At 73.3% G+C, this 24,508-nt stretch carries 18 protein-coding genes; 14 read left to right on the forward strand and 4 right to left on the reverse strand.

The window, feature by feature from the left end:
* Positions 1–356 precede the first annotated feature (356 nt).
* Genes ACIRQF_RS26215 through ACIRQF_RS26225 form a run of 3 tightly spaced genes read left to right on the forward strand, consistent with a single transcriptional unit; the run spans position 357 to position 3,204 of the window.
* On the forward strand, positions 357–1,316 hold the full coding sequence (locus ACIRQF_RS26215) for a FecCD family ABC transporter permease (protein WP_376638201.1): 960 nt from the start codon (positions 357–359) through the stop codon (positions 1,314–1,316).
* Positions 1,313–2,344: a FecCD family ABC transporter permease gene (locus ACIRQF_RS26220; protein ID WP_376638191.1), complete on the forward strand. Its 1,032-nt coding sequence runs from the start codon at positions 1,313–1,315 to the stop codon at positions 2,342–2,344. Before ACIRQF_RS26215 ends, ACIRQF_RS26220 begins: the two co-directional genes overlap by 4 nt.
* Positions 2,341–3,204, forward strand: a complete 864-nt coding sequence (locus ACIRQF_RS26225) for an ABC transporter ATP-binding protein (protein WP_404095524.1) — start codon at positions 2,341–2,343, stop codon at positions 3,202–3,204. Before ACIRQF_RS26220 ends, ACIRQF_RS26225 begins: the two co-directional genes overlap by 4 nt.
* 36 nt (positions 3,205–3,240) lie before the next feature.
* On the opposite strand, the gene ACIRQF_RS26230 is transcribed toward ACIRQF_RS26225, so the two are convergent.
* A complete protein-coding gene (locus tag ACIRQF_RS26230) occupies positions 3,241–3,588 on the reverse strand; it encodes an SCP2 sterol-binding domain-containing protein (protein ID WP_382485719.1) in 348 nt (115 codons plus the stop codon).
* A gap of 42 nt (positions 3,589–3,630) precedes the next feature.
* Between ACIRQF_RS26230 and ACIRQF_RS26235 the strand changes: the two genes are divergently transcribed.
* The 5 genes from ACIRQF_RS26235 to ACIRQF_RS26255 all read left to right on the forward strand — a co-directional run bounded on the left by ACIRQF_RS26235 (position 3,631) and on the right by ACIRQF_RS26255 (position 8,848).
* Positions 3,631–3,921, forward strand: a complete 291-nt coding sequence (locus ACIRQF_RS26235) for a hypothetical protein (protein ID WP_389759191.1) — start codon at positions 3,631–3,633, stop codon at positions 3,919–3,921.
* 7 nt (positions 3,922–3,928) lie between these two features.
* Positions 3,929–4,744, forward strand: coding sequence for a TlyA family RNA methyltransferase (locus ACIRQF_RS26240; RefSeq protein WP_365346771.1), 816 nt, complete (start codon positions 3,929–3,931; stop codon positions 4,742–4,744).
* Positions 4,741–5,664 (forward strand): NAD kinase, encoded by a 924-nt coding sequence (locus ACIRQF_RS26245; RefSeq protein WP_376638187.1) that lies wholly within the window; start codon positions 4,741–4,743, stop codon positions 5,662–5,664. Before ACIRQF_RS26240 ends, ACIRQF_RS26245 begins: the two co-directional genes overlap by 4 nt.
* A 114-nt stretch (positions 5,665–5,778) precedes the next feature.
* The gene (recN, locus tag ACIRQF_RS26250) at positions 5,779–7,497 is read left to right on the forward strand and encodes a DNA repair protein RecN (RefSeq protein ID WP_376638200.1); all 1,719 of its coding nucleotides are present in this window, start codon (positions 5,779–5,781) and stop codon (positions 7,495–7,497) included.
* 268 nt (positions 7,498–7,765) lie between these two features.
* Entirely contained in the window at positions 7,766–8,848 is a 1,083-nt protein-coding gene (locus tag ACIRQF_RS26255) for a glycosyltransferase family 4 protein (RefSeq protein WP_404095529.1), read from the forward strand.
* 231 nt (positions 8,849–9,079) lie between these two features.
* Here ACIRQF_RS26255 and ACIRQF_RS26260 read toward each other — a convergent pair whose 3' ends face one another.
* Complete coding sequence (locus tag ACIRQF_RS26260) at positions 9,080–10,729, reverse strand: PucR family transcriptional regulator (RefSeq protein WP_404096090.1); 1,650 nt, start codon at positions 10,727–10,729, stop codon at positions 9,080–9,082.
* A 165-nt stretch (positions 10,730–10,894) separates the two neighbouring features.
* On the opposite strand from ACIRQF_RS26260, the gene ACIRQF_RS26265 reads away from it, so the two are divergent.
* Positions 10,895–12,427 carry an APC family permease gene (locus tag ACIRQF_RS26265; protein ID WP_404095532.1) on the forward strand — a complete coding sequence of 511 codons (1,533 nt, stop codon included), beginning with the start codon at positions 10,895–10,897 and terminating at the stop codon, positions 12,425–12,427.
* 25 nt (positions 12,428–12,452) lie between these two features.
* Complete coding sequence (locus tag ACIRQF_RS26270; RefSeq protein WP_404095535.1) at positions 12,453–14,078, forward strand: flavin monoamine oxidase family protein; 1,626 nt, start codon at positions 12,453–12,455, stop codon at positions 14,076–14,078.
* Positions 14,079–14,091: 13 nt separating this feature from the next.
* Here ACIRQF_RS26270 and ACIRQF_RS26275 read toward each other — a convergent pair whose 3' ends face one another.
* Positions 14,092–15,480, reverse strand: a complete 1,389-nt coding sequence (locus ACIRQF_RS26275; RefSeq protein WP_382485704.1) for an FAD-binding oxidoreductase — start codon at positions 15,478–15,480, stop codon at positions 14,092–14,094.
* Between the two features lie 210 nt (positions 15,481–15,690).
* Positions 15,691–17,493, reverse strand: a complete 1,803-nt coding sequence (locus tag ACIRQF_RS26280) for a glycoside hydrolase family 15 protein (protein ID WP_376638198.1) — start codon at positions 17,491–17,493, stop codon at positions 15,691–15,693.
* A 491-nt stretch (positions 17,494–17,984) separates the two neighbouring features.
* Here ACIRQF_RS26280 and ACIRQF_RS26285 point away from each other — a divergent pair, with 491 nt between their 5' ends.
* From ACIRQF_RS26285 to ald, 4 genes are all read left to right on the forward strand, one after another.
* Positions 17,985–19,643 (forward strand): CTP synthase, encoded by a 1,659-nt coding sequence (locus ACIRQF_RS26285; protein WP_376638197.1) that lies wholly within the window; start codon positions 17,985–17,987, stop codon positions 19,641–19,643.
* 90 nt (positions 19,644–19,733) lie between these two features.
* The gene (locus ACIRQF_RS26290; protein WP_376638182.1) at positions 19,734–20,360 is read left to right on the forward strand and encodes an NUDIX domain-containing protein; all 627 of its coding nucleotides are present in this window, start codon (positions 19,734–19,736) and stop codon (positions 20,358–20,360) included.
* A gap of 534 nt (positions 20,361–20,894) precedes the next feature.
* On the forward strand, positions 20,895–22,886 hold the full coding sequence (locus ACIRQF_RS26295; RefSeq protein WP_404095538.1) for a tetratricopeptide repeat protein: 1,992 nt from the start codon (positions 20,895–20,897) through the stop codon (positions 22,884–22,886).
* Positions 22,887–23,090: 204 nt separating this feature from the next.
* The gene (ald, locus tag ACIRQF_RS26300; protein ID WP_376638180.1) at positions 23,091–24,206 is read left to right on the forward strand and encodes an alanine dehydrogenase; all 1,116 of its coding nucleotides are present in this window, start codon (positions 23,091–23,093) and stop codon (positions 24,204–24,206) included.
* Positions 24,207–24,508: the final 302 nt, after the last annotated feature.

The following is a 24,508-nucleotide window of genomic DNA, read 5'->3' on the forward strand; positions in this document are numbered from 1 at the left end:
CTCGGGCGGTGGCCCGGCTCTCGGGCGGTGGCCCGGCCCTCGGGCGACGTGCTGCCTCGTAGGCGGGTGCGGCGTGCGCCGGCGTGCTGTACGCCCGCCGCCCGCCGCCCGCCGCCCGCCCGAGTCCGCATGCCCGCCGCCCGCCCGAGTCCGCGCGCCGGTGCGCCCGCCGGAGTCCGTACGCCGGTGCGCCGGCCCCGTACGGGGGTGCACGGTGCACGGGATCGATCACCGATGGGAGGGTAGGCTAACCTAACCTCGTGTTGGTCGAGAGTCCCTCCCGTGCGAGCGCGGAGCCGGTCGGTCCTGCCCAGAAGCCGACGCGCCGGAATGCCGCGCGCGCCGTCGGACTGGTCGTGGCCGCCGGGGTCCTGCTGCTGGTCTGTGTCCTGAGCATCATGATCGGTGCCAAGCCCGTGCCGCTCGGCGACGTCTGGCACGGCCTGTTCCAGAACAGCGGCATCCGCAACGACGTCGTCATCCACGACGTCCGCGTGCCCCGCACCCTCCTCGGGCTGCTCGTCGGTCTGGCGCTCGGTCTCGCCGGTGCCGTCATGCAGGGCCTCACCCGCAATCCGCTCGCCGAGCCCGGTCTCCTCGGCGTCAACGCCGGCGCCGCCGCGGCCGTGGTGTCCGCGATCGCCTTCCTCGGCGTCACGGACACCGCCGCGTACGTGTGGTTCGCCTTCGTCGGCGCGGCCGTCGTCTCGGTCCTCGTGTACGTCCTCGGCGGCAGCCGCAGCGCCACCCCCGTGCGGCTCGCGCTCGCGGGGACCGCGGCCACCGTCGCGCTGTACGGCTACGTCAACGCCGTCCAGCTGCTCGACTCCGCGGCCCTCGACCGGCTGCGCTTCTGGACGGTCGGCTCCCTGGCCGACGCCAACATGGACACCGTCGGGCGGGTGGCCCCCTTCATCCTCGGCGGAGCCGTCCTCGCCCTGCTGATCGCCCGGCCGCTGAACGCCATGGAGATGGGCGACGACACCGCGCGGGCGCTCGGCGCGAACCTCACCCGGACCCGGATCGCCGCGATGGTGTCCGTGACGCTGATGTGCGGCGCGGCGACCGCCGCCTGCGGTCCGATCGTCTTCGTCGGCCTGATGGTCCCGTACATCGCGCGGTCCTTCACCGGCCCCGACATGCGGTGGATCCTGCCCTACGCCGCGGTCCTCTCGCCCGTCCTCCTGCTCGGCTCCGACGTCCTCGGCCGGGTGGTCGCCCGCCCCGCCGAGCTCCAGGTCGGCATCGTCACCTCGCTCGTCGGCGGGCCCGTCTTCATCCACCTCGTCCGCCGCAAGAGGATGGCCAAGCTGTGAGCACCAAGATCCTGCGGACCGGCGGGCTCTCCGTACGGTACGAGCCGCGCGCGCTCCTGTCCGTCCTCGGCCTGCTCGTGATCGCGCTGGCCGCGGCCGTCGTCCTCATCGGCAGCGGCGACTTCCCGGTCGCCCCCGGCGACGTCGTCGCCACCCTCCTCGGCGGCGGCACCGAGGTGCAGCGGATCGCCGTCATGGACCTGCGGCTGCCCCGGGTCCTCGTGGCCCTCTTCGTCGGCGCGGCGCTCGGCACCGGCGGTGCCGTCTTCCAGGCGATCTCCCGCAACCCGCTGGGCAGCCCCGACGTCATCGGTTTCGGCCAGGGCTCCACGGTCGGCGCGCTCACCGTCATCGTCCTCTTCCAGGGCAGCGCGACGGCCGCCGCCGGCGGCGCGATCGTCGGCGGTCTCCTCACCGGCCTGGTGATCTACCTGCTCGCCTGGAAGCGCGGTGTGCACGGCTACCGCCTCGTGCTCATCGGCATCGGCGCCGCCGCCATGCTCACCGCCGTCATCAACTACCTGCTCACCAAGGCGCAGCTCGTCGACGCGGCCCGCGCGACCGTGTGGATGACCGGCTCGCTCGAAGGCCGGGACATGGAGCAGTTCTGGCCGCTGTTCGCCGTCAGCTGCGTGCTGCTGCCGCTGATCCTCGGGCACGGGCGGGCGCTGCGGATGCTGGAGATGGGCGACGACGCGGCGTACGCGCTCGGCGTCAGGGTCGAGCGGACCCGGATCGTCCTCATGGCCGCGGCCGTGCTGCTCGTGGCCGTCGCCACGGCGGCCGCCGGCCCCATCGTCTTCGTCTCGCTGAGCGCGCCCCAGCTGGCCCGGCGGCTCACCCGTTCACCCGGCCCGAACCTCGGCGCCTCCGCGCTGATGGGCACCGCGCTGCTGCTGGTCGCCGACTGGACGGCCACCAACGCCTTCGGCGAGCGCCAGCTGCCGGTGGGTGTCGTCACCGGCGTCCTCGGCGGCTGCTACCTGCTGTGGCTGCTCGTCAGCGAGCGGAAGGCCGGCCGGATATGACCATCGAGAACACCGTCAGGAGCCAGGGAATGAACGGGCAGCAGCAGGCGCAGCAGCGGCTGAGCGCCGAGTCGGTCACGCTCGCCTACGACCAGCGGGTCATCGCCCGCGACCTGAGCGTCGTGATCCCCGACCACTCCTTCACGGTCATCGTCGGCCCCAACGCCTGCGGAAAGTCCACGCTGCTGCGCGCGCTGTCCCGGATGCTGAAGCCGACCGAGGGGCGGGTCCTGCTCGACGGGCAGGCCATCCACTCGATGCCCGCGAAGAAGGTGGCGCGGACGCTCGGGCTGCTCCCGCAGTCCTCCGTCGCGCCGGACGGCATCACGGTCGCCGACCTCGTGGCCCGCGGCCGCTACCCGCACCAGGGGCTGCTGCGGCAGTGGTCGCCCGAGGACGAGCGGATCACGCGGGAGTCGATGGAGGCGACCGGGGTCGCCGAGCTCGCCGAGCGGTACGTCGACGAGCTGTCCGGCGGCCAGCGCCAGCGGGTCTGGATCGCCATGGCGCTCGCCCAGCAGACGCCGTTGCTGCTGCTCGACGAGCCGACCACCTTCCTCGACATCCAGCACCAGATCGACGTCCTCGACCTGTGCGCCGAGCTGCACGAGACGCAGGGCCGCACGCTCGTCGCGGTCCTCCACGACCTCAACCACGCGGCCCGCTACGCCACCCACCTCATCGCCTGCCGCGACGGCGAGGTCGTCGCCGAGGGCCCGCCGCACGAGGTCGTCACCGCCGAGCTCGTCGAGCGCGTCTTCGGGCTGCGCTGCCAGGTCATCGAGGACCCGGAGACCGGCACCCCGCTGGTCGTCCCGGCCGGCCGGAAGGCACGGAGGCCGCAGCCGCTGGAGCACTGACCGCCGGACGGTCGGCCGCGGTGACCGCCGGAGCCTTCAGAGCAGTGCCCGCAGCTTCAGCAGATCCCGGAAGCCCGCCTCCAGGCCGACCCGGCCGGAGGCCCAGGCCTTGGCGAAGTTCAGCCGTCCGTCGACCATCGCGACCAGGTCGTCGCCGGTCATCCGGAGCCGGATCTGCGCCTTTCCGGGCGGCGGACCGGCCACCGTGTCCTCGACCTCGATCCGCCCGTCGGCCAGCCGGCCGGTGAAGGTCGTGTCCAGGTCGGTGAGGTGGCAGCTGAGGGTGCGGTCGAGCGCGGCCGCGCCGCGCACCTCGCCGTCCGCCGCCGCCAGATTGTCCGAGAGCTTCTTCAGTGCCTCACGGCACTCCGTGATCGTCGCCATCGCGGTCGACCGTACCCCAGGCCTTCGCGATAGCGTCGGGGCATGAGCGACGCGACACCCGAAGCCCGACCGGAGGAGCCGGCGGAGGCGGTGCCCGCGGGACCGGCCTCCGCCGACCCGTACGAGGCCGCCGGACCCGCCCCGCTGGGCGTCGTCCGCACGCCCACCGGCAGGCCCGCCGTCGACGCGCTCCTGGACCGGCTCGGCGACGCCGACCACCTGACGGCCGACGGACACCTCGACGTGTACGAGGATGTACACCGTGGGCTGCGCGCCGAGCTGACCGCGCTCGACGCACCGCCCGCACCCCGTCCGTACGACAACAGGAGCTGAACCGAACGTGGCAGGACCGGCACGCCGCCGTCTCGACGCCGAGCTGGTACGGCGCAAGCTGGCGCGCTCGCGCGAGCACGCCAGCCAGCTGATCGCCGCGGGCCGGGTGACCGTCGGCAAGACCGTCGCCACCAAGCCCGCCACCCAGGTCGAGACCGCCGCGGCCATCGTCGTGGCCCAGGACGACAGCGACCCCGACTACGTGTCGCGCGGCGGTCACAAGCTGGCCGGCGCCTTCGCCGCGTTCGTCCCGCAGGGGCTGCGGGTCGAGGGCCGGCGCGCGCTCGACGCGGGCGCGTCCACCGGCGGCTTCACCGACGTCCTGCTGCGCGCCGGCGCCGCCCACGTCGTCGCCGTCGACGTCGGCTACGGACAGCTCGCCTGGTCGCTGCAGAGCGACGAGCGGGTCACCGTCAAGGACCGGACGAACGTGCGCGAGATGACCCTCGACGCCATCGACGGCATCCCGGTCGACCTCGTCGTCGGCGACCTGTCCTTCATCCCGCTCGGGCTCGTGCTGCCCGCCCTGGTGGCCTGCACCGCGCCCGACGCCGACCTGGTGCTGATGGTCAAGCCGCAGTTCGAGGTCGGCAAGGAGCGGCTCGGGACCGGCGGCGTGGTGCGGAGTGCCGAACTCCGCGCCGACGCCGTGAAGAACGTTGCCCGGCGGGCGGGTGAGCTCGGGCTCGGTGTCCTCGGCGTCACCGCCAGCCCACTGCCCGGGCCGTCCGGCAACGTCGAGTACTTTCTGTGGCTGCGGGCCGGGGCGCCCGCACTTGATCCTGCGGAAGTCGACCGCGCCGTGGCGGAAGGACCTCGTTGAGCACTGGTTCGAGCACGTCTACCGAGAACAGCCGCACTGTCTTCCTGCTCGCGCACACCGGCCGGCCGGCCGCCGTGCGCAGCGCCGAACTCGTCGTCCTCGGGCTGCTGCGCTGCGGCATCGGGGTGCGCGTCCTGGAGTCGGAGGCGGCCGACCTGCCGCTGCCGGCCGCCGTCGAGAAGGTGCCGGAGGCCTGCTCCGACGCCCTCGACGGCTGTGAACTCCTCGTCGTCCTCGGCGGCGACGGCACCCTGCTGCGCGGCTCCGAGTTCGCCCGGGCCTCCGGGGTGCCGATGCTCGGCGTCAACCTGGGCCGGGTCGGCTTCCTCGCCGAGGCCGAACGCGACGACCTCGACAAGGTCGTCGACCGGGTCGTCACCCGCGCGTACGAGGTCGAGGAGCGGATGACCCTCGACGTCACCGTCTACCAGAACGGCGACGTCCTGCACCGGGACTGGGCGCTCAACGAGGCCGCCGTGCAGAAGGTGTCCCCGGAACGGATGCTGGAGGTCGTCCTCGCCATCGACGGGCGCCCGGTCACCGGCTTCGGCTGCGACGGGGTGATCTGCGCCACCCCGACCGGCTCGACCGCGTACGCCTTCTCCGCCGGCGGGCCGGTGATCTGGCCCGAGGTGGAGGCGCTGCTCATGGTGCCGATCGGGGCGCACGCGCTGTTCGCCAAGCCGCTCGTCACCACGCCCGACTCGGTGCTCGCCGTCGAGGTCGAACCGCACACCCCGCACGGCGTGCTGTGGTGCGACGGGCGTCGCACGGTCGAACTCCCGGCCGGCGCCCGCGTCGAGGTCCGCCGCGGCGCCGTGCCGGTCCGGCTGGCCCGTCTGCACCACGCGTCGTTCACCGACCGCCTCGTGGCGAAGTTCGCGCTGCCGGTCTCGGGCTGGCGCGGGGCGCCCCACTAGCGGGTGAACGGGGGCCGGACGGACGCGCGCCGACCTGCGGGTTCACCGCCGGTCGGCAGGGGCCGTCGCACAGGGGCGCCCCGACCTCGTAAGGTCTTCCCCGTGTTGGAGGAGATGCGGATACGGTCGCTCGGAGTCATCGACGACGCTGTCGTCGAGTTGTCGCCCGGTTTCACCGCGGTGACGGGTGAGACCGGTGCGGGCAAGACCATGGTCGTGACCAGCCTCGGGCTGCTGCTCGGCGGGCGCGCCGACCCGGCCCTGGTGCGGATCGGGGCGGGATCGGCCGTCGTCGAGGGCCGCATCGCGCTGCCCCCGGGCGCGGCCGCGGCCGTGCGCGCCGAGGAGGCGGGCGCGGAGCTCGACGACGGCGCGCTGCTCGTCAGCCGTACCGTCTCCGCCGAGGGCCGGTCCCGCGCGCACCTGGGCGGGCGTTCCGTGCCCGTCGGGCTGCTCGCCGAACTGGCCGACGAGCTCGTCGCCGTGCACGGCCAGACCGACCAGCAGGGCCTGCTCAAGCCGGCCCGGCAGCGCGGCGCCCTGGACCGGTACGCGGGCGAGGCCGTCGCCGTGCCGCTGGCCGCCTACGGCGAGGCGTACAAGCGGCTGCGGGCCGTCACCGCCGAGCTGGAGGAGATCACCACCCGGGCCCGGGAACGGGCCCAGGAGGCCGATCTCCTGCGCTTCGGGCTGGGGGAGATCGAGGCCGTCGAGCCGCGCGCCGGTGAGGACGTCGAGCTGGCCGCCGAGGCGGAGCGGCTCGGGCATGCCGAGTCCCTCGCGTCCGCCGCCGCGCTCGCGCACGCCGCGCTGGCCGGGCAGCCGGAGGACCCCGAGGCCGTGGACGCGACGACGCTCGTCGCGGGCGCGGGCCGTGCCCTGGAGGCCGTACGGGCGCACGACCCGGCGCTCGCCGCGCTCGCCGACCGGATGGGCGAGATCTCCATCCTGCTGTCGGACGTCGCGGGGGAGCTCGCCGGCTACGCCGACGATCTGGACGCCGACCCGCTGCGGCTCGCCGCCGTCGAGGAGCGCCGCGCCGCCCTGACCCAGCTCACGCGCAAGTACGGCGAGGACGTCTCCGCCGTGCTCGCCTGGGCGGAGCAGAGCGCGACCCGGCTCACCGAGCTCGACGGGGACGACGAGCGCATCGACGAGCTGACCGCCGAGCGCGACCGGCTGCGCGACGAGCTGTCGACGCTCGCGCAGCGGCTCACCGACGCCCGCACGGAGGCGGCGGACCGCTTCGCCGGGGCCGTCACCGCCGAGCTCGCCTCGCTGGCCATGCCGCACGCCCGGGTGTCCTTCGCGGTCCGGCAGACCGAGGACCCCGACGGGGTCGAGGTGGGCGGCCGCCGGGTCGCCTACACCCCGTCCGGCGCCGACGAGGTCGAACTGCTCCTCGCCCCGCACCCCGGCGCCCCGCCGCGCCCGATCGCCAAGGGCGCGTCCGGTGGTGAGCTGTCCCGCGTGATGCTCGCCGTCGAGGTCGTCTTCGCCGGTACGGACCCGGTGCCGACGTATCTCTTCGACGAGGTCGACGCGGGCGTCGGCGGCAAGGCCGCGGTCGAGATCGGCCGCAGGCTCGCCAAGCTCGCCAAGTCCGCGCAGGTCGTCGTGGTCACCCACCTGCCGCAGGTGGCGGCCTTCGCCGACCGCCAGCTGCTCGTCGAGAAGACCAACGACGGCTCGGTCACCCGTTCCGGCGTCACCGTCCTGGAGGGCGAGGACCGGGTCCGCGAGCTGTCCCGGATGCTCGCCGGCCAGGAGGACTCCGAGACCGCCCGCGCGCACGCCGAGGAGCTTCTCGCGACCGCGCGGGCCGACGCCTGAGGGCAGGGGCCGCCCGGCGCCGGCCGGGCCAGGGGGCCGGCAGCTGCGCCGCGACCCCCTGGCCGGGCCCGGTCCCCCCGGCGCCGGCCGGCTCCGCCTCGCCGCCCACGCGGCGGGACTCCTCGCCGTGGCGGTCTACGGGGGAGAGGGGCAGCGAGCTCGCGCGCTCACCCATGTGAGTGAACCCGGCCGGTGTGTCGAGGCGGTCGGCACGGGAACGAGGCCACTTCGGTGCCGGAACGTGCGTGCGGGCTGGCATCCTTGGCGCGTGACACAGCTCCGTACGGTCCAAGTACTGGGCGGCGGCAGCGCGGGCAGCAGCGCGCACGTCAGGTCGCTCGCCTCGGGGCTGGTGGCAAGGGGCGTGCGGGTGACCGTGTGCGCCCCGCCCGAACTCGACGAGGTCTACGACTTCACGAGCGCCGGCGCGCACGTCGTCCCCGTGCCGCAGTGCGGGGGGCCCGCGAGCGTCGCCGTGCTGCGCAACGCCTGCATCGGCGCGGACATCGTGCACGCGCACGGCCTCGACGCCTCGGTGCGGGCCACCCTCGCGCTGTCCGGCGGCGGCCCGCGCACGCCGCTCGTCACCACCTGGCACACCCGCAGCCGCCTGGCCGGGGCGCGCGCCGGGGTCGTCCGCCTCCTGGAGCGCAGGACCGTGCGCGCGGCGACCGTCGTCCTCGGCACCTCCTCCGACCTCGTCGACCGGGCCCGGCGGCGCGGCGCCCGCGACGCGCGGCTCGCGCCCGTGACCGTACCGGCCGCGCGGGCGCCGGTCTGTCTGCACGACGGCAAGGCGCGGGCCGAACTCGGCGCGGTGGAACGTCCGTTGCTGGTGGCCGTCGGCGCGCTGGAGCCGGGGCGCGGGTACGGCGTGCTGCTGGCGGCGGCGCGGGCGTGGCGCGACCTCGAGCCGCAGCCGCTGCTCGTCATCGCGGGGGAGGGGCCCGAACGGCCCGCGCTGCAGCGGCGGATCGCCGCGGAGGGGCTGCCGGTGCGGCTCATCGGGCGCCGGGACGACGTGGCGGAGCTGCTGGCCGCCGCGGACGTCGCCGTGCTCCCCTCGCGCTGGGAGGCGCGCTCGCTGCTCGCGCAGGAGGCCCTGCGGCTGGGCGTGCCGCTGGTCGCCACGGCGGTGGGCGGGGTGCCGGAACTGGTGGGCGACGCGGCCGAGCTCGTCCCGTACGGCGACGCGGACGCCCTCGCGTCCACCGTCCGCGGACTGCTCGACGACGCGGACCGGCGGCTCGACCTCGCGGCGGCGGGGCGGGTGCAGGCCGGGACCTGGCCGACGGAGGACGAGACGATCGCGCACGTGCTGAGCGTCTACGACGAGCTGATGGGGCGGTAGCGCGCCGGGCGCCGCGCCCCGCCCCGCCGCGAGGCGCTTTCCTTCCCCGTGTGCGCCATCGCCCCGCTGGGCGGGAGGGGGACGCACGGGACCGCACTTCGAGGCGCGCCTGGCGGGCCTGCTCCTCCGGCGCCCAGGCGAGAGGTGCCCGGGGTCGACCGGTGCCTGCGGGCCGGGGGTCTGCGCCCACCCGTTCCGCCCTGCGGAACGATCGCCCCTGGACGCGAACCCCTACTGCGTGTGGCGGCGGGCCCGCAGGGCCAGGCTCAGGGCCAGGACCGTCTGCGGGTCGTCCAGGTCCGTGCCGAGGAGCTCGGAGATGCGGGCCAGGCGGTTGTAGAGGGTCTGGCGGTTGAGGTGCAGTTCGCGGGCCGTCTCGGCCTTGCGCCCCGCATGGGCCAGATACGTCTCCAGGGTCGGCAGCAGCGGCGGGCGCGAGGTGCGGTCGTGGTCGCGGAGCGGGCCGATCGCCCGGTCGACGAAGGCCGCCAGGTCCGGATGGTCCCGCAGCCGCCACAGCAGCAGGTCGGTGTCGAGCCGCCGGGCGTCGTACCAGGGCCGGTCCGACAGGCCCTGCGCCGCCGTGGCGGTCTCCGCCGCGTGCCGCAGGCCCGCCGAAGCGGCCGCCCAGCCGCCCGCGACGCCGACCACGACCACCGGCGGCTGGGTGCCCGCGCTCCCGCGGGCTCCGCCCGGGGAAGCCCCCACCAGGCCGGCCCGCTCGACCCCGGCCCGCAGCGCCGCCGCCACCCGGTCCGCGACCGCGGTGCGCTCCGATTCCGAGCGCAGCCCGAGGAGCAGCGGGACGCGGCCCTCCACCGGGCGGACGCCGAGCAGGACCGGCACGCCGACCGAGGAGAGCTCCTCCAGGACCGCCCGGGCGAGCAGCGCCCAGTTGCCCGAGGGGGACAGCTCGGAGGCCAGCCGCATCACGACCGGCAGCAGCGGTCCGTCGCCCGGCCTGAAGCCGAGCACCCGGGCCTGGGCCGGCGCGTCCTCGGCCGTGATCCGGCCCTCGGCGAGATCGGTCAGGAAGTCGCCGCGGCCCCGTGCGGCAAGCTCCTCCTCCTGCCGGGCCTGCATGAGGACGACCGCGAGCAGCCCGGCCGCCCGCTCGGCGGCCATCCGGTGCACCGGCGACAGGGGGGAGGAGACGGGGAGGAAGACCAGCCGGGCCCGTACGGAGGCGGTGCCGGGGCCGCCGCCCGGCACGTCGACGAGCACCGCGCCGGTCGGCGGCCCCGACTCGCGCGCCGCCCGCTGCCCGCGCAGCCCGTCCCACACCTGGAGCGGGTCGGCGGGCTCGGACTCGGTGCCCGCCGCGTACAGGAGCTGCCCGTCGGCGGTCTCCAGGAACACCGGGTTCAGTGCGAAGTCGGCGAGGATCCGCAGCACCTGCGGCACCCCGCCACCGCCCAGCAGGGCCTCGGTGCACTGCCGGTGGACCTCCTCGGCCTGCCGTTGCAGCGCGTAGTGCCCGTTGACGATCTCGGTGTGGATCTCCTCCGTGACGGCGACGAACGGGACCTCGCGGTGCAGCTGGACCAGCGGCAGCCCCGCCGACCGGGCCGTCTCCACGATCGTCGCGGGCAGGCGCGCGAACCGCGGCCCCAGCTCCACCACGAGCGCCGCGATGCCCCGCTCCGCGAGCCGGCGGACGAACGCCCGCTGCTCGGCGGGCCGGGTGCCGAGGCCGAGCCCGGTGGTGAGCAGCAGTTCGCCGCCCTTGAGCAGCGAGGCGATGTTCGGGACCTCGCCCGCGTGCACCCAGCGCACGGTGCGTTGCAGCCGGTCGGCGCCCGCGACGACCTCCGGGAGCCCGCTGCGCAGACCCGGAAGCTCGAGTGCGCGCTGTACGGTGATCCCGCCCTGACTTTCCATGGACATGTGCGGACGCTACCCGCGTCCGCGTTGCGGGGACATCACCGCGACGTCACCGGACCCGACAGTTCGTACACCAGGGCGACAACTCGTCGCCCCACGGCGGCAATTGCGTGACCGCCTGTCGATTGTGGCCTGCGTCACGCGCGAGGATGCTCTCGCGCCATGGCAGAGAACCCCACCGCAGCGGGGCACCAGGCCCCCCAGGTCCACCGGCTGAAGGCGAATTCGGTCGGTCTCGTCGGCGTCGTCTTCATGGCGGTCGCCACCGCCGCCCCCATCACCGCGATGACCGGCAACCTCCCCATCGCCGTCGGCTTCGGCAACGGCACCGGAGCGCCCGCCGGCTACCTCTTCGCGACCGTCGTGCTGACCGTCTTCTCCGTCGGCTACGTCGCCATGGCCAAACGGATCACCGCCGCCGGCGCCTTCTACGGCTACATCTCGCACGGCCTCGGCCGGATCGCGGGGATGGCCTCCGGGATGCTCGCCGTCCTCGCGTACATCGTCTTCGAGGCCTCGATCGTCGGGGTCTTCGCCTACTTCGCGAAGACGACCGTCGCCGACCAGCTCGGTGCGGACCTGCCGTGGATCCTGTACGCGGCGGTCATGCTGGCCGTCACCGCCGTCCTGTCCTACTTCGACATCAACCTCACCGCCAGGGCCCTCGGGGTGATGCTGGTCGCCGAGATCGCCGTCCTCTTCGCGGTCGCCACCGCCGTCCTGATCGCCGGCGGCGGCCCCGACGGCATCCCGGTCGAGCCGGTCGACCCCAGGAACGCCTTCTCCGGCACCTCCGCGGGCCTCGGCCTCTTCTTCGCCTTCTGGTCCTGGGTCGGCTTCGAGTCGACCGCGATGTACGGCGAGGAGTCCCGCGACCCCAAGCGGGTCATCCCGCGCGCCACCCTGATCTCCGTCATCGGCGTCGGTCTCTTCTACATCTACGTCTCGTGGATGACGATCGCCGGGAACGGCCTCGCCGGGTCGGTGAAGCTCTCCGCCTCCTCCTCCCCGCTCGACCTGTTCTTCGCGCCGACCGAGACCTTCATCGGCGCCTGGGCCGTCGACGCCTTCCAGTGGCTGCTGCTCACCGGCTCCTTCGCCTGCGGAATGGCCTTCCACCAGTGCGCCTCCCGCTATCTGTACGCCATCGGCCGGGAGGGCTTCCTCCACCCGGCGCTCGGCCGGACCCACCCCCGGCACGGCTCGCCGTACATCGCCTCGTACGTGCAGAGCACGATCGCCGTCGCGCTCGTCGCCGCCTTCTGGCTCACCGGCCAGGACCCGTACATCCACCTCTACACCCTGCTCGCGATCCTCGGCACGATGGCCATCCTCATCGTCCAGACGCTCTGCTCCTTCGCCGTCATCGGCTACTTCCGCGCGAACCACCCCGAGGACCGGCACTGGTTCAGGACCCTCACGGCCCCGCTCCTCGGCGGCGTCGGCATGATCGCCGTCGTCGTGCTGCTGATCATGAACATGGAGACCGCGGCCGGTCTCGCCGCCGACTCCCTCTTCTTCAAGGCGATCCCCTGGATCGTCGGCGCCGTCTTCTTCGGCGGCCTCGGCCTCGGCTTCTACCTCAAGCTCAGGCGCCCCGAGCGCTACGAGATCATCGGCCGGATCGTCCTGGAGGACGCCGCCGAGCGCACCGCCGAAGAGGCCCCCGCCCCCGCCCCCGTACCCCAGAGCTGACCCCACCCACCTCCAGGAGCGCCCCATGGCACGCACCAACCCGATGCACCTCCTGAAGCACCTGGCCGCCGAGCACGCCGCCGCCCGACGCCTGAACGTCCCCGTCGACGAACTCCGCGGCATGAGGAACGACGCCCTCGGGCGCCGGTCCCTCCTCAAGTACGCCGCCGCCGCGGGCATCGCGGTGTCCGCCGGCACGACCGCGGCCGCCCCGGCGGTCGCCAAGGCGGTCACCCCCGCCCGGGTGGCCGTGGTCGGCGCCGGCATCGCCGGCCTCACCGCCGCCCTCACCCTCCAGGACGCGGGCCTCGACCCCGTCCTCTACGAGGCCAACCCCACCCGGGTCGGCGGCCGCATGTGGACCCAGCGCGCGCACTGGGCGTACGGGCAGACCTCCGAGATCGGCGGCGAGCTCATCGACACCAGTCACAAGAAGATGCTCGCGCTCTGCCGTCGCTTCGGCCTCGCCACCGAGGACTTCCTCGGCGGCGGGCCCAACGGGGCCGAGGAGGTCCTCTGGTTCGACGGCGCCTACTACCCCCGCGCCCAGGCCGACGCAGACTTCAACGCGGTCTACCAGTCGCTGCGCCGCGATCTGTCGGAGGCGGGGGAGGTGTCCTGGAACCGGACCACGCCCACCGGCACCGCCCTCGACGACATGTCGCTGTACGAGTGGATCGAGAGCCGGGTCCCCGGCGGGCACTCCTCGCGGCTCGGCCGCTTCTTCGACGTCGCCTACAACGTGGAGTACGGCGCCGACACCACCGAACAGTCCGCGCTCGCCCTCGTCCTCCTGATGGGCTACCAGACCAATCCCGGCAACTTCAACATCTGGGGCCTGTCCAACGAGCGCTACCACGTCGTCGGCGGCAACGACCGGCTGCCGAACGCGATCGCCGGTGCCCTCAGGCCCGGCACCCTGCGCATGGGCTGGTCCCTGGACGCCGTACGGGCGAACGCCGACGGCACGCAGACGCTCACCTTCACCGAGGCGGGCGCCACCCGGACCGTCACCGCCGACCACACGGTCCTGTGCGTACCGCTGCCGGTCCTGCAGCGGCTCGACCTCTTCCGTGCGGGCTTCGACCCCCGCATGACGAACCTGCTGCGGGACGCGCGCATGGGCTACTGCACCAAGCTCAACATGCAGTTCGGCACCCGGCCCTGGCGGGGCACCGGCCCCTGGCCCGGGGTCTCCGCCGGCGACTGCTTCACCGACACCGAGGTCCAGCAGACCTGGGACACCACCAAGGTCCAGGGCGGCACCGGCGGCATCCTCCTGCAGTACGGCGGCGGCTCCCTGGCCAGGAACCTGAACCCGGCGGGGCCGTTCTCCACCGAGTCCGACCCCTACGTGCGCGATCTCGTCACCCGCTACCTGAAGGGCATCGACGCCTTCTACCCGGGCACCTCCCAGGCCTACACCGGGCGCGCCCAGCTCTCCGCCTGGCACAAGAACCCGTACGCGCTCGGCGCGTACTCCTACTGGCCGGTCGGCTACCTGCACCGCTACGCGGGCTACGAGGGCACCGCCCAGGGCAACGTCCACATCGGCGGCGAGCACTGCTCCTACGACTTCCAGGGCTTCATGGAAGGCGGCGCCACCGAGGGCGAGCGGGCCGCCAGGGAGGTGATCGCCGCCCTCGGCTGACGCCGGCGGGCCCTCAGGGGGCCGGGGCGATGTTGTGGTTGTAGCGGAAGACGTTGTCGGGGTCGAAGGCGGCCTTCACGGCGGTGAGCCGCCGGTAGTTCTCCTCGCCGAAGGAGGAGACGACCCGCTGGTCGCCCTCGGTGCCGACGAAGTTCAGATACGTCGCGTCGAGCGCCCACGGCTTCGCGTCGGTCCGCACGTCCCGGACCCACTGCATCGCCCGGTCGTCGAGCGCCGGGTCCTCCCAGGTCGCGAAGGGGTGCACCGCCCACGGGGCGGTCCGCCATGGCTGCGGGTAGTCGGACGGCCCGGCCGCGACCGCCCCGCCCATCACGAACAGCACCTGCTGGATGGCCGCGGGCATCGGCATCTTCGCGCCCCGCTCGCAGAAGCGGTCCACGGCCTCGTCCGGGAAGGACGTCAGGTACTCGGCCGACCAGTAGTTCCGCAGCCCCGGCGGGTCGTCGAGCATGGACTGCAGCTCCACGTACGCGATGTCCGTGACGATCTCGATCACGGGCTTCCACGCGAACAGCGGCGCCGCCATCTCACGCAGCTCCTCGACCGGACCGGCGTACGTGAACAGCGTTCCGCAGACCAGCTTGCCGACCAGGTCCTCGGGGACGAACGGCTCGGGCGGCGCCGGCAGGTAGATGGCGCCGCCGCCCACCTCGTCCGGGGCGACCGCGGCGAGGTCCCGGAAGGTGCGCACGACCTCCGGCGCGTGGTCGGGCAGGAAGAACAGCATCGCCACGCTCATCCGGGGCAGTTCGTGCAGCCGCAGCGTCAGCGAGGTCGCCACGCCGAAGTTGCCGCCGCCCCCGTGCAGCGCCCAGAACAGCTCCGGGTTCTCCTCGGCGTCGGTGTGGACGTGCTTTCCCTCGGCCGTGATCAGGTCGGCGGCCAGCAGGTTGTCGCTGGCGAGACCGAACTTGCGCTCCAGCCACCCCGATCCGCCGCCCAGGGTGAAGCCGCCGACCCCGGTGGTGGACACCCGCCCGCCCGTGGTCGCCACGTGGAACGGCTGGCAGGCGTGGTCCAGGTGACCCATCGTCGCCCCGCCCTCGACCCGTACGGTCATGTTCTCCGGGTCGACGACGACGCCGTGCATCCGGCGCAGGTCCACGACCAGGGCGTCGTCGATCACGCTGGTCCCGGCGACACTGTGGCCGCCGCCGCGCACCGCGATCGGCAGGCCCGCCTCGCGCCCGAAGAGGATCGCGTTGGAGACGTCCGCCTGGCTCGCGCACTGGGCGATCACCGCGGGCCGCCGGTCGATCATCCCGTTGTGGATCGTCCGGGCCTCGTCGTACCCCGGATCACCGGGCAGGTACACCTCACCGGCCAGATCCTCGCGGAGCCCGGTCAGCGCTCTGTCCGTCAGGGTGGTCGGGGGAGCCATGGCACGCCCCCCTTTCTCTTCTTCGGCCCGGTTCACCTCCGGGCGCGTGACGCGTGTGCCGACGGTCGACCGTGCCCGGTCCCTCGTCCCTCGGGACCTGCGCGCGCTCTCCCTCTCGGCGCCCGCGGCGCCCTTCGGCTCACTCGCCGCCGGGGGACAGGACCCTTTCATCGTAGGTCCGGGCCCGGTCCCCCGCGTGTTGTCGGAGGGTCAGCCGCCGTACGCGCCGGAGGCGGTCAGCCGCAGCGCCGTGTCGATCAGCGGAACATGGCTGAAGGCCTGCGGGAAGTTGCCCACCTGCCGCTGCAGCCGCGGGTCCCACTCCTCGGCGAGCAGCCCGAGGTCGTTGCGGAGCGAGAGGAGCTTCTCGAAGAGCTTCCGGGCCTCGTCGACCCGGCCGATCATCGCCAGGTCGTCCGCGAGCCAGAACGAGCAGGCCAGGAACGCGCCCTCGTCGCCCTCCAGGCCGTCCACGCCCGCCTCCTCGCCGGCGGTCGGGTAGCGCAGCACGAAGCCGTCCTCCGTGGACAGCTCCCGCTGGATCGCCTCGATCGTGCCGATCACCCGCTTGTCGTCCGGCGGCAGGAAGCCCATCTGCGGGATCAGCAGCAGCGAGGCGTCCAGCTCCTGCGAGCCGTAGGACTGGGTGAAGGTGTTGCGCTCCTTGTCGTAGCCCTTCTCGCAGACGTCCCGGTGGATGTCGTCGCGCAGCTCGCGCCAGCGCTCCAGGGGGCCGTCGGCGTCGCCGGACTCGATCAGCTTGATGGTGCGGTCCACCGCCACCCACGCCATCACCTTGGAGTGGGTGAAGTGCCGGCGCGGCCCGCGCACCTCCCAGATGCCCTCGTCGGGCTGGTCCCAGTTCGTCTCCAGGTAGTTGATCAGCTTGATCTGGAGCAGCGAGGCGTAGTCGTTGCGGGACAGGCCCGTCATGTGGGCCAGGTGCAGGGCCTCGGTGACCTCGCCGTACACGTCCAGCTGGAGCTGGCCGGCGGCGCCGTTGCCGACCCGGACCGGGCCGGAGTTCTCGTAGCCGGGCAGCCAGTCGAGCTCGGCCTCGCCGAGCTCGCGCTCGCCGGCGATGCCGTACATGATCTGCAGGTTCTCCGGGTCGCCGGCGACCGCGCGCAGCAGCCAGTCCCGCCAGGCGCGGGCCTCCTCCCGGTAGCCGGTGCGCAGCATCGAGGAGAGGGTGATCGCCGCGTCCCGCAGCCAGGTGTAGCGGTAGTCCCAGTTCCGGACGCCGCCGATCTCCTCCGGCAGGGAGGTGGTCGGCGCGGCGACGATCCCGCCGGTCGGCGCGTACGTCAGCGCCTTGAGGGTGATCAGGGAGCGGACCACCGCCTCCCGGTAGGGGCCGTGGTACGTGCAGTGCTCGACCCACTCGCGCCAGAAGTCGGCGGTCGCCTCCAGCGAGCCCTCCGGGTCCGGCAGCGGCGGCGGCTCCTTGTGCGAGGGCTGCCAGGAGAGCGTGAAGGTGATCGTGTCGCCGGGGGTGACGGTGAACTCGGAGTACGTCGTGAGGTCCTTGCCGTGGGTCTCGACGTCGGTGTCCAGCCACACGGAGTCGGGCCCGGCGACGGCCACGGTGCGCTCGCCGACCTTGTGCACCCAGGGCACCACCCGGCCGTAGCTGAAGCGCATGCGCAGGCTGGAGCGCATCGGGACCCGCCCGCTGACGCCCTCCACGACCCGGATCAGCTGGGGCGCGCCGTCACGCGGCGGCATGAAGTCGGTCACCCGGACGGTGCCGCGCGGGGTGTCCCACTCGGACTCCAGGATCAGCGAGTCGCCGCGGTAGCGCCTCCGGTCGGCGGGGGCCGCGGGCGCCCCCTCGGGCCCCGCGGGGCCCACCCGCCAGAAACCGTGCTCCTCGGTGCCGAGAAGTCCGGCGAAGACGGCGTGCGAATCGAAGCGGGGCAGGCAGAGCCAGTCGACACTGCCGTCCCGGCAGACCAGGGCGGCGGTCTGCATGTCTCCGATGAGTGCGTAATCCTCGATGCGCCCGGCCACGTGCTTCACTCCAGATCGAACGGCCACGTCCGCCCCGTGGGGCGACTTGTACTGGTCAGCGGTCAAGGGATCGTTGACGAGCCTCTTGGTACCGGATGACGGGCGGGGGTGGTGCCGTGCCGGTCCGGCTCGGCAGCGCGTGTCCGAGCAGGATACGACGGACCCCGGGGACCGGTGGAGCCGATCTTGTAACGCTGCTGGTCCGATCGGGTGAACAGGGCTTGACCTCGGCCTCGGCCCCGGCCCCACCCCGCCCATGGTGCCGGAGGCGCCCGCTCCGGGCACGGCGTGTCGCGGACCGTGTGCACCCGAGTGCCCCGTGTGGCCGGAAGCGGTCTCCCGATGTCGCTGATACCCTGGTACCCCGTGGACCGGTGGGAAACGGCGACAGCCGAGGACCCCGCAACCGCAGCGACGGCACCCCCCGATTCTTCCGGAGGGCACGCCGGAACGCACCTCCAGAACGCGACCACGGGAGCCCCCTCTTGGCGATGCCGCCCAACACCACGACGACCAAGCACATCTTCGTCACCGGGGGTGTCGCCTCCTCCCTCGGCAAGGGCCTGACCGCCTCCAGCCTGGGTGCGCTCCTCAAGGCCCGGGGCCTGCGGGTCACGATGCAGAAGCTCGACCCGTACCTGAACGTCGACCCCGGCACCATGAACCCGTTCCAGCACGGCGAGGTGTTCGTCACCAACGACGGCGCCGAGACCGACCTGGACATCGGCCACTACGAGCGCTTCCTCGACGTCGACCTCGACGGCTCGGCCAACGTCACCACCGGCCAGGTCTACTCGCAGGTCATCGCCAAGGAGCGGCGCGGCGAGTACCTCGGTGACACCGTGCAGGTCATCCCGCACATCACCAACGAGATCAAGTCCCGCATCCGCCGCATGGCCACCGACGACGTCGACGTCGTCATCACCGAGGTCGGCGGCACGGTCGGCGACATCGAGTCGCTGCCGTTCCTGGAGACCGTCCGTCAGGTCCGCCACGAGGTCGGCCGCGACAACGTCTTCGTCGTGCACATCTCGCTGCTGCCCTACATCGGCCCCTCCGGCGAGCTGAAGACCAAGCCGACCCAGCACTCGGTCGCCGCCCTGCGCAACATCGGCATCCAGCCCGACGCGATCGTGCTGCGCGCCGACCGCGAGGTCCCGACCGCCATCAAGCGCAAGATCTCGCTGATGTGCGACGTCGACGAGGCCGCGGTCGTCGCCGCCATCGACGCCAAGTCGATCTACGACATCCCGAAGGTCCTGCACTCCGAGGGCCTGGACGCCTACGTCGTCCGCAAGCTGGACCTGCCCTTCCGCGACGTGGACTGGACCGTCTGGGAGGACCTCCTGGACCGGGTCCACAACCCGGAGCACGAGGTCACCGTCGCGCTCGTCGGCAAGTACATCGACCTGCCCGACGCCTATCTCTCGGTGACCGAGGCCATGCGGGCCGGCGGCTTCGCCAACAAGGCCCGGGTCACGGTCAAGTGGGTCACCTCCGACGACTGCAAGACCCAGGCCGGCGCCGAGAAGCAGCTCGGCGACTGCGACGCGATCCTCATCCCCGGCGGCTTCGGCGACCGCGGTGTGTCCGGCAAGGTCGGCGCGATCCAGTACGCCCGCGAGAACAAGGTGCCGCTGCTCGGCATCTGCCTCGGCCTGCAGTGCATCGTGATCGAGGCCGCCCGGAACCTGGCCGACATCCCCGAGGCCAACTCCACCGAGTTCGACCCGGCCACCGCGCACCCCGTCGTCTCGACGATGGAGGAGCAGCTGGCCTATGTCGAGGGCGCCGGCGACCTGGGCGGAACGATGCGCCTCGGCCTCTACCCGGCGAAGCTCGCCGAGGGCTCGGTCGTCCGCGAGACCTACGCCGACGAGCCGTACGTCGAGGAGCGCCACCGCCACCGCTACGAGGTGAACAACGCCTACCGCGCGGAGCTCGAGAAGAAGGCCGGCCTGGTCTTCTCCGGCACCTCCCCGGACAACAAGCTCGTCGAGTTCGTCGAGTACCCGCGTGAGGTCCACCCCTACCTGGTCGCCACCCAGGCGCACCCGGAGCTCAAGTCCCGCCCGACCCGCCCCCACCCGCTGTTCGCGGGCCTGGTGAAGGCGGCCGTCGAGCGCAAGACGGGCAAGAAGGCCGAGTAGTGGCCGCGCGTTAACGTTGCCGGGGTACGGGTTCCCTTCGGGGGGCCCGTACCCCGGCTTTCGTATGCGGTCATCGTGGGAGGACAGCTCATGCAGGTGCAGGACACCCCGGAGGAGTGGCGGGTCGTCGCCACCACCACCCCCTTCACGGGCAAGAAGACGAGTGTCCGCACGGACGAGGTGGAGATGCCGGACGGCTCGGTCGTCGGCCGTGACTACCAGGTCCACCCCGGCTCGGTCGCCGTCGTCGCCCTCGACGAGCAGGACCGGGTCGTGCTGCTCAAGCAGTACCGGCACCCGGTCCGGCAGAAGCTGTGGGAGATCCCGGCCGGCCTGCTCGACGTGCCCGGCGAGAACCCGCTGCACGCCGCCCAGCGCGAGCTGTACGAGGAGGCGCACGTCAAGGCGGAGGACTGGCGGGTGCTCGCCGACGTCTACACCACCCCCGGCGGCTGCGACGAGGCCGTGCGGATCTTCCTCGCCCGCGACCTGTCCGAGGCGGAGGGCGAGCGGTACGCGGTCTCCGAGGAGGAGGCCGACATGGAGTCGGCCCGGGTGCCGCTGGCCGACCTCGTCCGGGGCGTGCTCGCGGGCGAGCTGCACAACAACTGCCTGGTCGTCGGCGTGCTCTCGCTGACGGCCGCCCGCACGGGCGACGGCCTGGACGCGCTGCGCCCGGCCGAGGCGCCGTGGCCGGCCCGGCCTTTCGAGGCATAGGGACCCGCGCCGGCGGCGGTAGACCGCCCGGGCACCTGGCCGGTCGAGGGCCTCGGCACCTGACCGGTCGAGGCCCAGGCGCCCGGGGCGCCCGGGGCGCCCGGGGCGCCCGGGCGGTTGTACGGCCGGAGCCGGAGCCGGAGCTGGGGCGTACGGGCGGGAACTCGCGGCCGTACGCGCGCAGAGGCCTCGGCCGTACGGGCGGGAACCCGCGGCCGTACGGGCGGGCCGCCGCCGTACGGACAGGACGCGCCGCCGTGCGGCCGGGGTGGCCGCGTATTACCGGAGGGAAGGAGCGGCCGTACGGGCCTGTACCGAAGGGGCGAGGCGCCCGTGCCGAAGGCCGGAGGCGCCCGTGCCGCCGGAGGGGCGCGTCGGCGGGGGGAGTGCGCCGGTCAGACAATCCAGTGATCCGATCGGGGGATTCGTCCGCCCTGCTCCGCCCGGTGGGCGGGTCCCGCTGAACTACGCTCGTGATCGCCCCGCGGAGCCCCCCGCGGGATCGTCGTGCGCAGGTGGACGGGAGCGTGGCCCGTGACGGATCAGGCGGTGGCAGCGGTCGGCGCCTTGCAGTTCTTCGGCCGCCAGCGGGAGCTGAAGGCGCTCCGCGCGGACATCGAACGCACCGGGCTCGACACCCTGACCGGCCGCAAGGCGCCCCGCGCCCGGGTCCTGCTCGTCGCCGGCAAGCCCGGTTCCGGGCGCACCGCACTCGCCGAGGAGCTGGCCGCCTCACTCGCCGACCGGTACCCCGGCGGGGTGTTCCGGGTCCGGCTGTCCGAGCCCGGCGGGGAACCCGTCCCCACCGCACGGGCCGCCCAGGAGCTGCTCGCCGCGCTCGGCGTCGCCGAGCCGCCCGGGGCAGCCGAGGAGGAACTCACCGGCCTGGTCCGGGAGGCCTTCGCGGACCGCAGGGCGCTGCTGCTCCTCGACGACGCCGTCGACGCCGAACAGGTCGAGCCGCTGCTCCCGGACAACCCGGACGCCCTGGTCGTGGGCGTGGCCCGGGGCCCGCTCACCGGCATCCCGGACGTCCGGCCCTGCACCGTCGGCGGCCTCGACCCCAAGTCGGCCATCGAGCTGCTCACCTCCTTCACCGGTTCGGTCCGCGTCACGGTCGACCCGCAGGCCGCCGAGAGCCTGGCCGAGGAGTGCGGCGGGCTGCCCGGCGCACTCGTGCTGGCCGGCGGCTGGCTGGCCGCCCGCCCCAAGGCGTCGGTCGCCGACCTCACCAAGCGGCTGCGCGGGCTGACCGGCGACCCGGTCACCCGGGCCTTCGGCCTCGTCCACTCGTCGCTGCCGCAGCCGGCCGCCCGGATACTGCGCCACCTGTGTCTCGCGCCGCTCGGCCGGGCCGACGCGCACACCGCGTCCGCGCTGGCCGGCTGCTCCGTCTCGGCCGCCGCGACCACCCTCGCCGACTTCGCCGCGCTCGGCCTCGTCCGGGAGATCCCCGGCGGGGACGGACAGTACGAGGTGCCGGGGCACCTCGTACCGCTGCTGAAGGCCGAACTGGAGGAGCACGACCGTGCGCCCGAGGTGCAGCTCGCCCGGGCCCGGATGCTGGAGCGGACCGTACGGCTCCTCCAGTCCAGCCGCGCGGTCACCGAACCCGAGGGCTCCCCGGCCCGCCGCAAGCTCGCCGGGCTGCCGCGCGCCCTGCGCTTCCCGAACACCGCCACCGCCGCCGCCTGGCTGGACAGCCGCCGGCCCATGCTGCTCGCCGCGGCCCGGCTCGCCGTAGCCGACGGCGAGCTCGACACCCTCGCCCGCCGCCTGATCGCCGCCATGGTGCGCGCGCTCGCCGCGCACCGGGGCGCCGAGACGGCCGCCCCCGACCTCTACGGGCTGCACCGGCTCGTCCTGGACGTCGCCGAGCGGCGCGGGCTGCACCGGGAGCGGGCCGCGGCCCTGCTGAACCTGGCCGACCTGGACGCCCGGACCGGTCGCCCCCAGGACGCCCTGCTGCGATATCGGTCGGCTTTGGACGCCGGAAGGGCAGCAAATGATCCGTATGCGACCGGCCGCGCAATGGAATCCGTAGGTGGGACCTATCAGGAGCTGGGCGACTGGCAGCGGGCCGGCGACTGGTACGGGCGGGCCCTCGCGCAGCGCCTCGCCCGCGACGAGCGCGCCGACCAGGCCCGGCTCTACGGCCGGCTCGGCGCGGTGCACACCTATGCGGGGCGCTACGGAGAGGCCCTGCGCAACTGGCGCGCGGCCGCCGCGGGCTACCGGCGTCTGGCCGATCTCCCGGGCTACGCAAGGGCGTTGAGCGAGGCGGCCCGGGTCCAGGAGTACGCCGGCCGCCCCGAGGAGGCCTTCCGCACCTGCGAGGAGGCGATCGAATGGGCGCGTCGCGCGGGCGACGTACGGCTCCAGGCGGCGCTGCAGCTCCGGCTGGCCGACACCCTCGACCGGCTCGGTGACCCGGCGGCCGCCCGGCTGCACCGGGCCGCTGCGGAAAGACTGCTGGGAACCGGCTCCTCCGCCTACGAAATCCGCAGTGCTTCTGCTGAAGATTAATACTTTGAAAGGCTAGACAGGGGGAACTCCTTCATTAGACTGGGTGCGCCGCGTTGAATCGCGGTCTGCCCCGGTGTGCCGCAGTACATCCGGGTATGTATGGCTATGTCGGCCTCCCCGTCGACGTGGCCGCATGCGCAGCACCCCCGCAGTACCCGCAGTTCCCCCCGTGTCTATCCCCTGATTCAAGGACCGTGATCGACGATGAAGGTCGGCATCCCCCGCGAGGTCAAGAACAACGAGTTCCGCGTGGCCATCACCCCTGCCGGTGTCCACGAGCTCGTCCGCAACGGCCACCAGGTCTTCATCGAGCAGAACGCCGGTGTCGGTTCCTCGATCACGGACGAGGAGTACGTCTCCGCCGGTGCCGAGATCCTCGGCACCGCCGACGAGGTCTGGGCCACCGCCGACCTGCTGCTCAAGGTCAAGGAGCCCATCGCGGAGGAGTACCACCGCCTCCGCAAGGACCAGACCCTCTTCACCTACCTGCACCTCGCCGCCTCCAAGGAGTGCACGGACGCCCTCCTGGAGTCCGGCACCACCGCCATCGCGTACGAGACGGTCGAGACCGCGAACCGCGCCCTCCCGCTGCTCGCCCCGATGTCCGAGGTCGCGGGCCGCCTGGCCCCGCAGGTCGGCGCCTACCACCTGATGCGCTCGGCCGGCGGCCGCGGCGTGCTCCCCGGCGGCGTGCCCGGCACCCACGCCGGCGAGTGCGTCGTCATCGGCGGCGGCGTCTCCGGCTGGAACGCCGTGCAGATCGCCATCGGCCTGGGCTTCCACGTGACCCTGCTGGACCGCGACATCAACAAGCTCCGCGAGGCCGACAAGATCTTCGGCACGAAGGTCAAGACGATCGTCTCCAACGCCTTCGAGCTGGAGAAGGCCGTCATCGAGGCCGACCTCGTCGTCGGTGCCGTCCTCATCCCGGGCGCCAAGGCCCCGAAGCTGGTCACCAACGAGCTCGTCGCCAAGATGAAGCCCGGAAGTGTCCTTGTCGACATCGCCATCGACCAGGGCGGCTGCTTCGAGGACTCCCACCCGACCACCCACGCCGAGCCGACCTTCCAGGTCCACAACTCGGTCTTCTACTGCGTGGCGAACATGCCGGGCGCCGTCCCGAACACCTCCACCTACGCCCTCACCAACGCCACGCTGCCCTACATCGTGTCGCTGGCGAACAACGGCTGGGTCGAGGCGCTGCGCCGCGACGCCGCGCTGGCCAAGGGCCTCAACACCCATGACGGCAAGGTGGTTTACAAGGAGGTCGCCGAGGCGCACGGCTACGAGCACCTCGAGCTGAGCACCCTCCTGGGCTGACCCCCGTAGGCGGCGGTGTCAACCCCCGTCGTCAACCTCACGCATCGGGCCGGACCTTGTCGAGCAAGGTCCGGCCCGATGTGTGTCCGGCCACGTTCCGACGCCTGGTCAACTCGCCTCGAACGTAACTCTTTAACCGTTTCGCGCAGCCCCGAAACGTGCGGTTCCCTGCCTGCGCACCCTTGACAGCGAGGTGTTCGGTTGCCGACACATCGGGCCGGGTCCGGCGGATTGTGTTGCTGCGGAGCGGTGACACGCCATAGAGTCGCCAACCGTCGGCATGGTGCCACGCTGACCTATCG

Source organism: Streptomyces sp. NPDC101191, assembly GCF_044767915.1.
Classification (GTDB): domain Bacteria; phylum Actinomycetota; class Actinomycetes; order Streptomycetales; family Streptomycetaceae; genus Streptomyces.

Coding starts and splice junctions, on each gene's coding strand:
- ACIRQF_RS26225 (WP_404095524.1), top strand. CDS start 2,341: ATGACCATCGAGAACACCGTCAGGAGCCAGGGAATGAACGGGCAGCAG.
- ACIRQF_RS26230 (WP_382485719.1), bottom strand. CDS start 3,588: ATGGCGACGATCACGGAGTGCCGTGAGGCACTGAAGAAGCTCTCGGAC.
- ACIRQF_RS26235 (WP_389759191.1), top strand. CDS start 3,631: ATGAGCGACGCGACACCCGAAGCCCGACCGGAGGAGCCGGCGGAGGCG.
- recN (WP_376638200.1), top strand. CDS start 5,779: ATGCGGATACGGTCGCTCGGAGTCATCGACGACGCTGTCGTCGAGTTG.
- ACIRQF_RS26260 (WP_404096090.1), bottom strand. CDS start 10,729: ATGGAAAGTCAGGGCGGGATCACCGTACAGCGCGCACTCGAGCTTCCG.
- ACIRQF_RS26265 (WP_404095532.1), top strand. CDS start 10,895: ATGGCAGAGAACCCCACCGCAGCGGGGCACCAGGCCCCCCAGGTCCAC.
- ACIRQF_RS26270 (WP_404095535.1), top strand. CDS start 12,453: ATGGCACGCACCAACCCGATGCACCTCCTGAAGCACCTGGCCGCCGAG.
- ACIRQF_RS26275 (WP_382485704.1), bottom strand. CDS start 15,480: ATGGCTCCCCCGACCACCCTGACGGACAGAGCGCTGACCGGGCTCCGC.
- ACIRQF_RS26285 (WP_376638197.1), top strand. CDS start 17,985: ATGCCGCCCAACACCACGACGACCAAGCACATCTTCGTCACCGGGGGT.
- ACIRQF_RS26290 (WP_376638182.1), top strand. CDS start 19,734: ATGCAGGTGCAGGACACCCCGGAGGAGTGGCGGGTCGTCGCCACCACC.
- ald (WP_376638180.1), top strand. CDS start 23,091: ATGAAGGTCGGCATCCCCCGCGAGGTCAAGAACAACGAGTTCCGCGTG.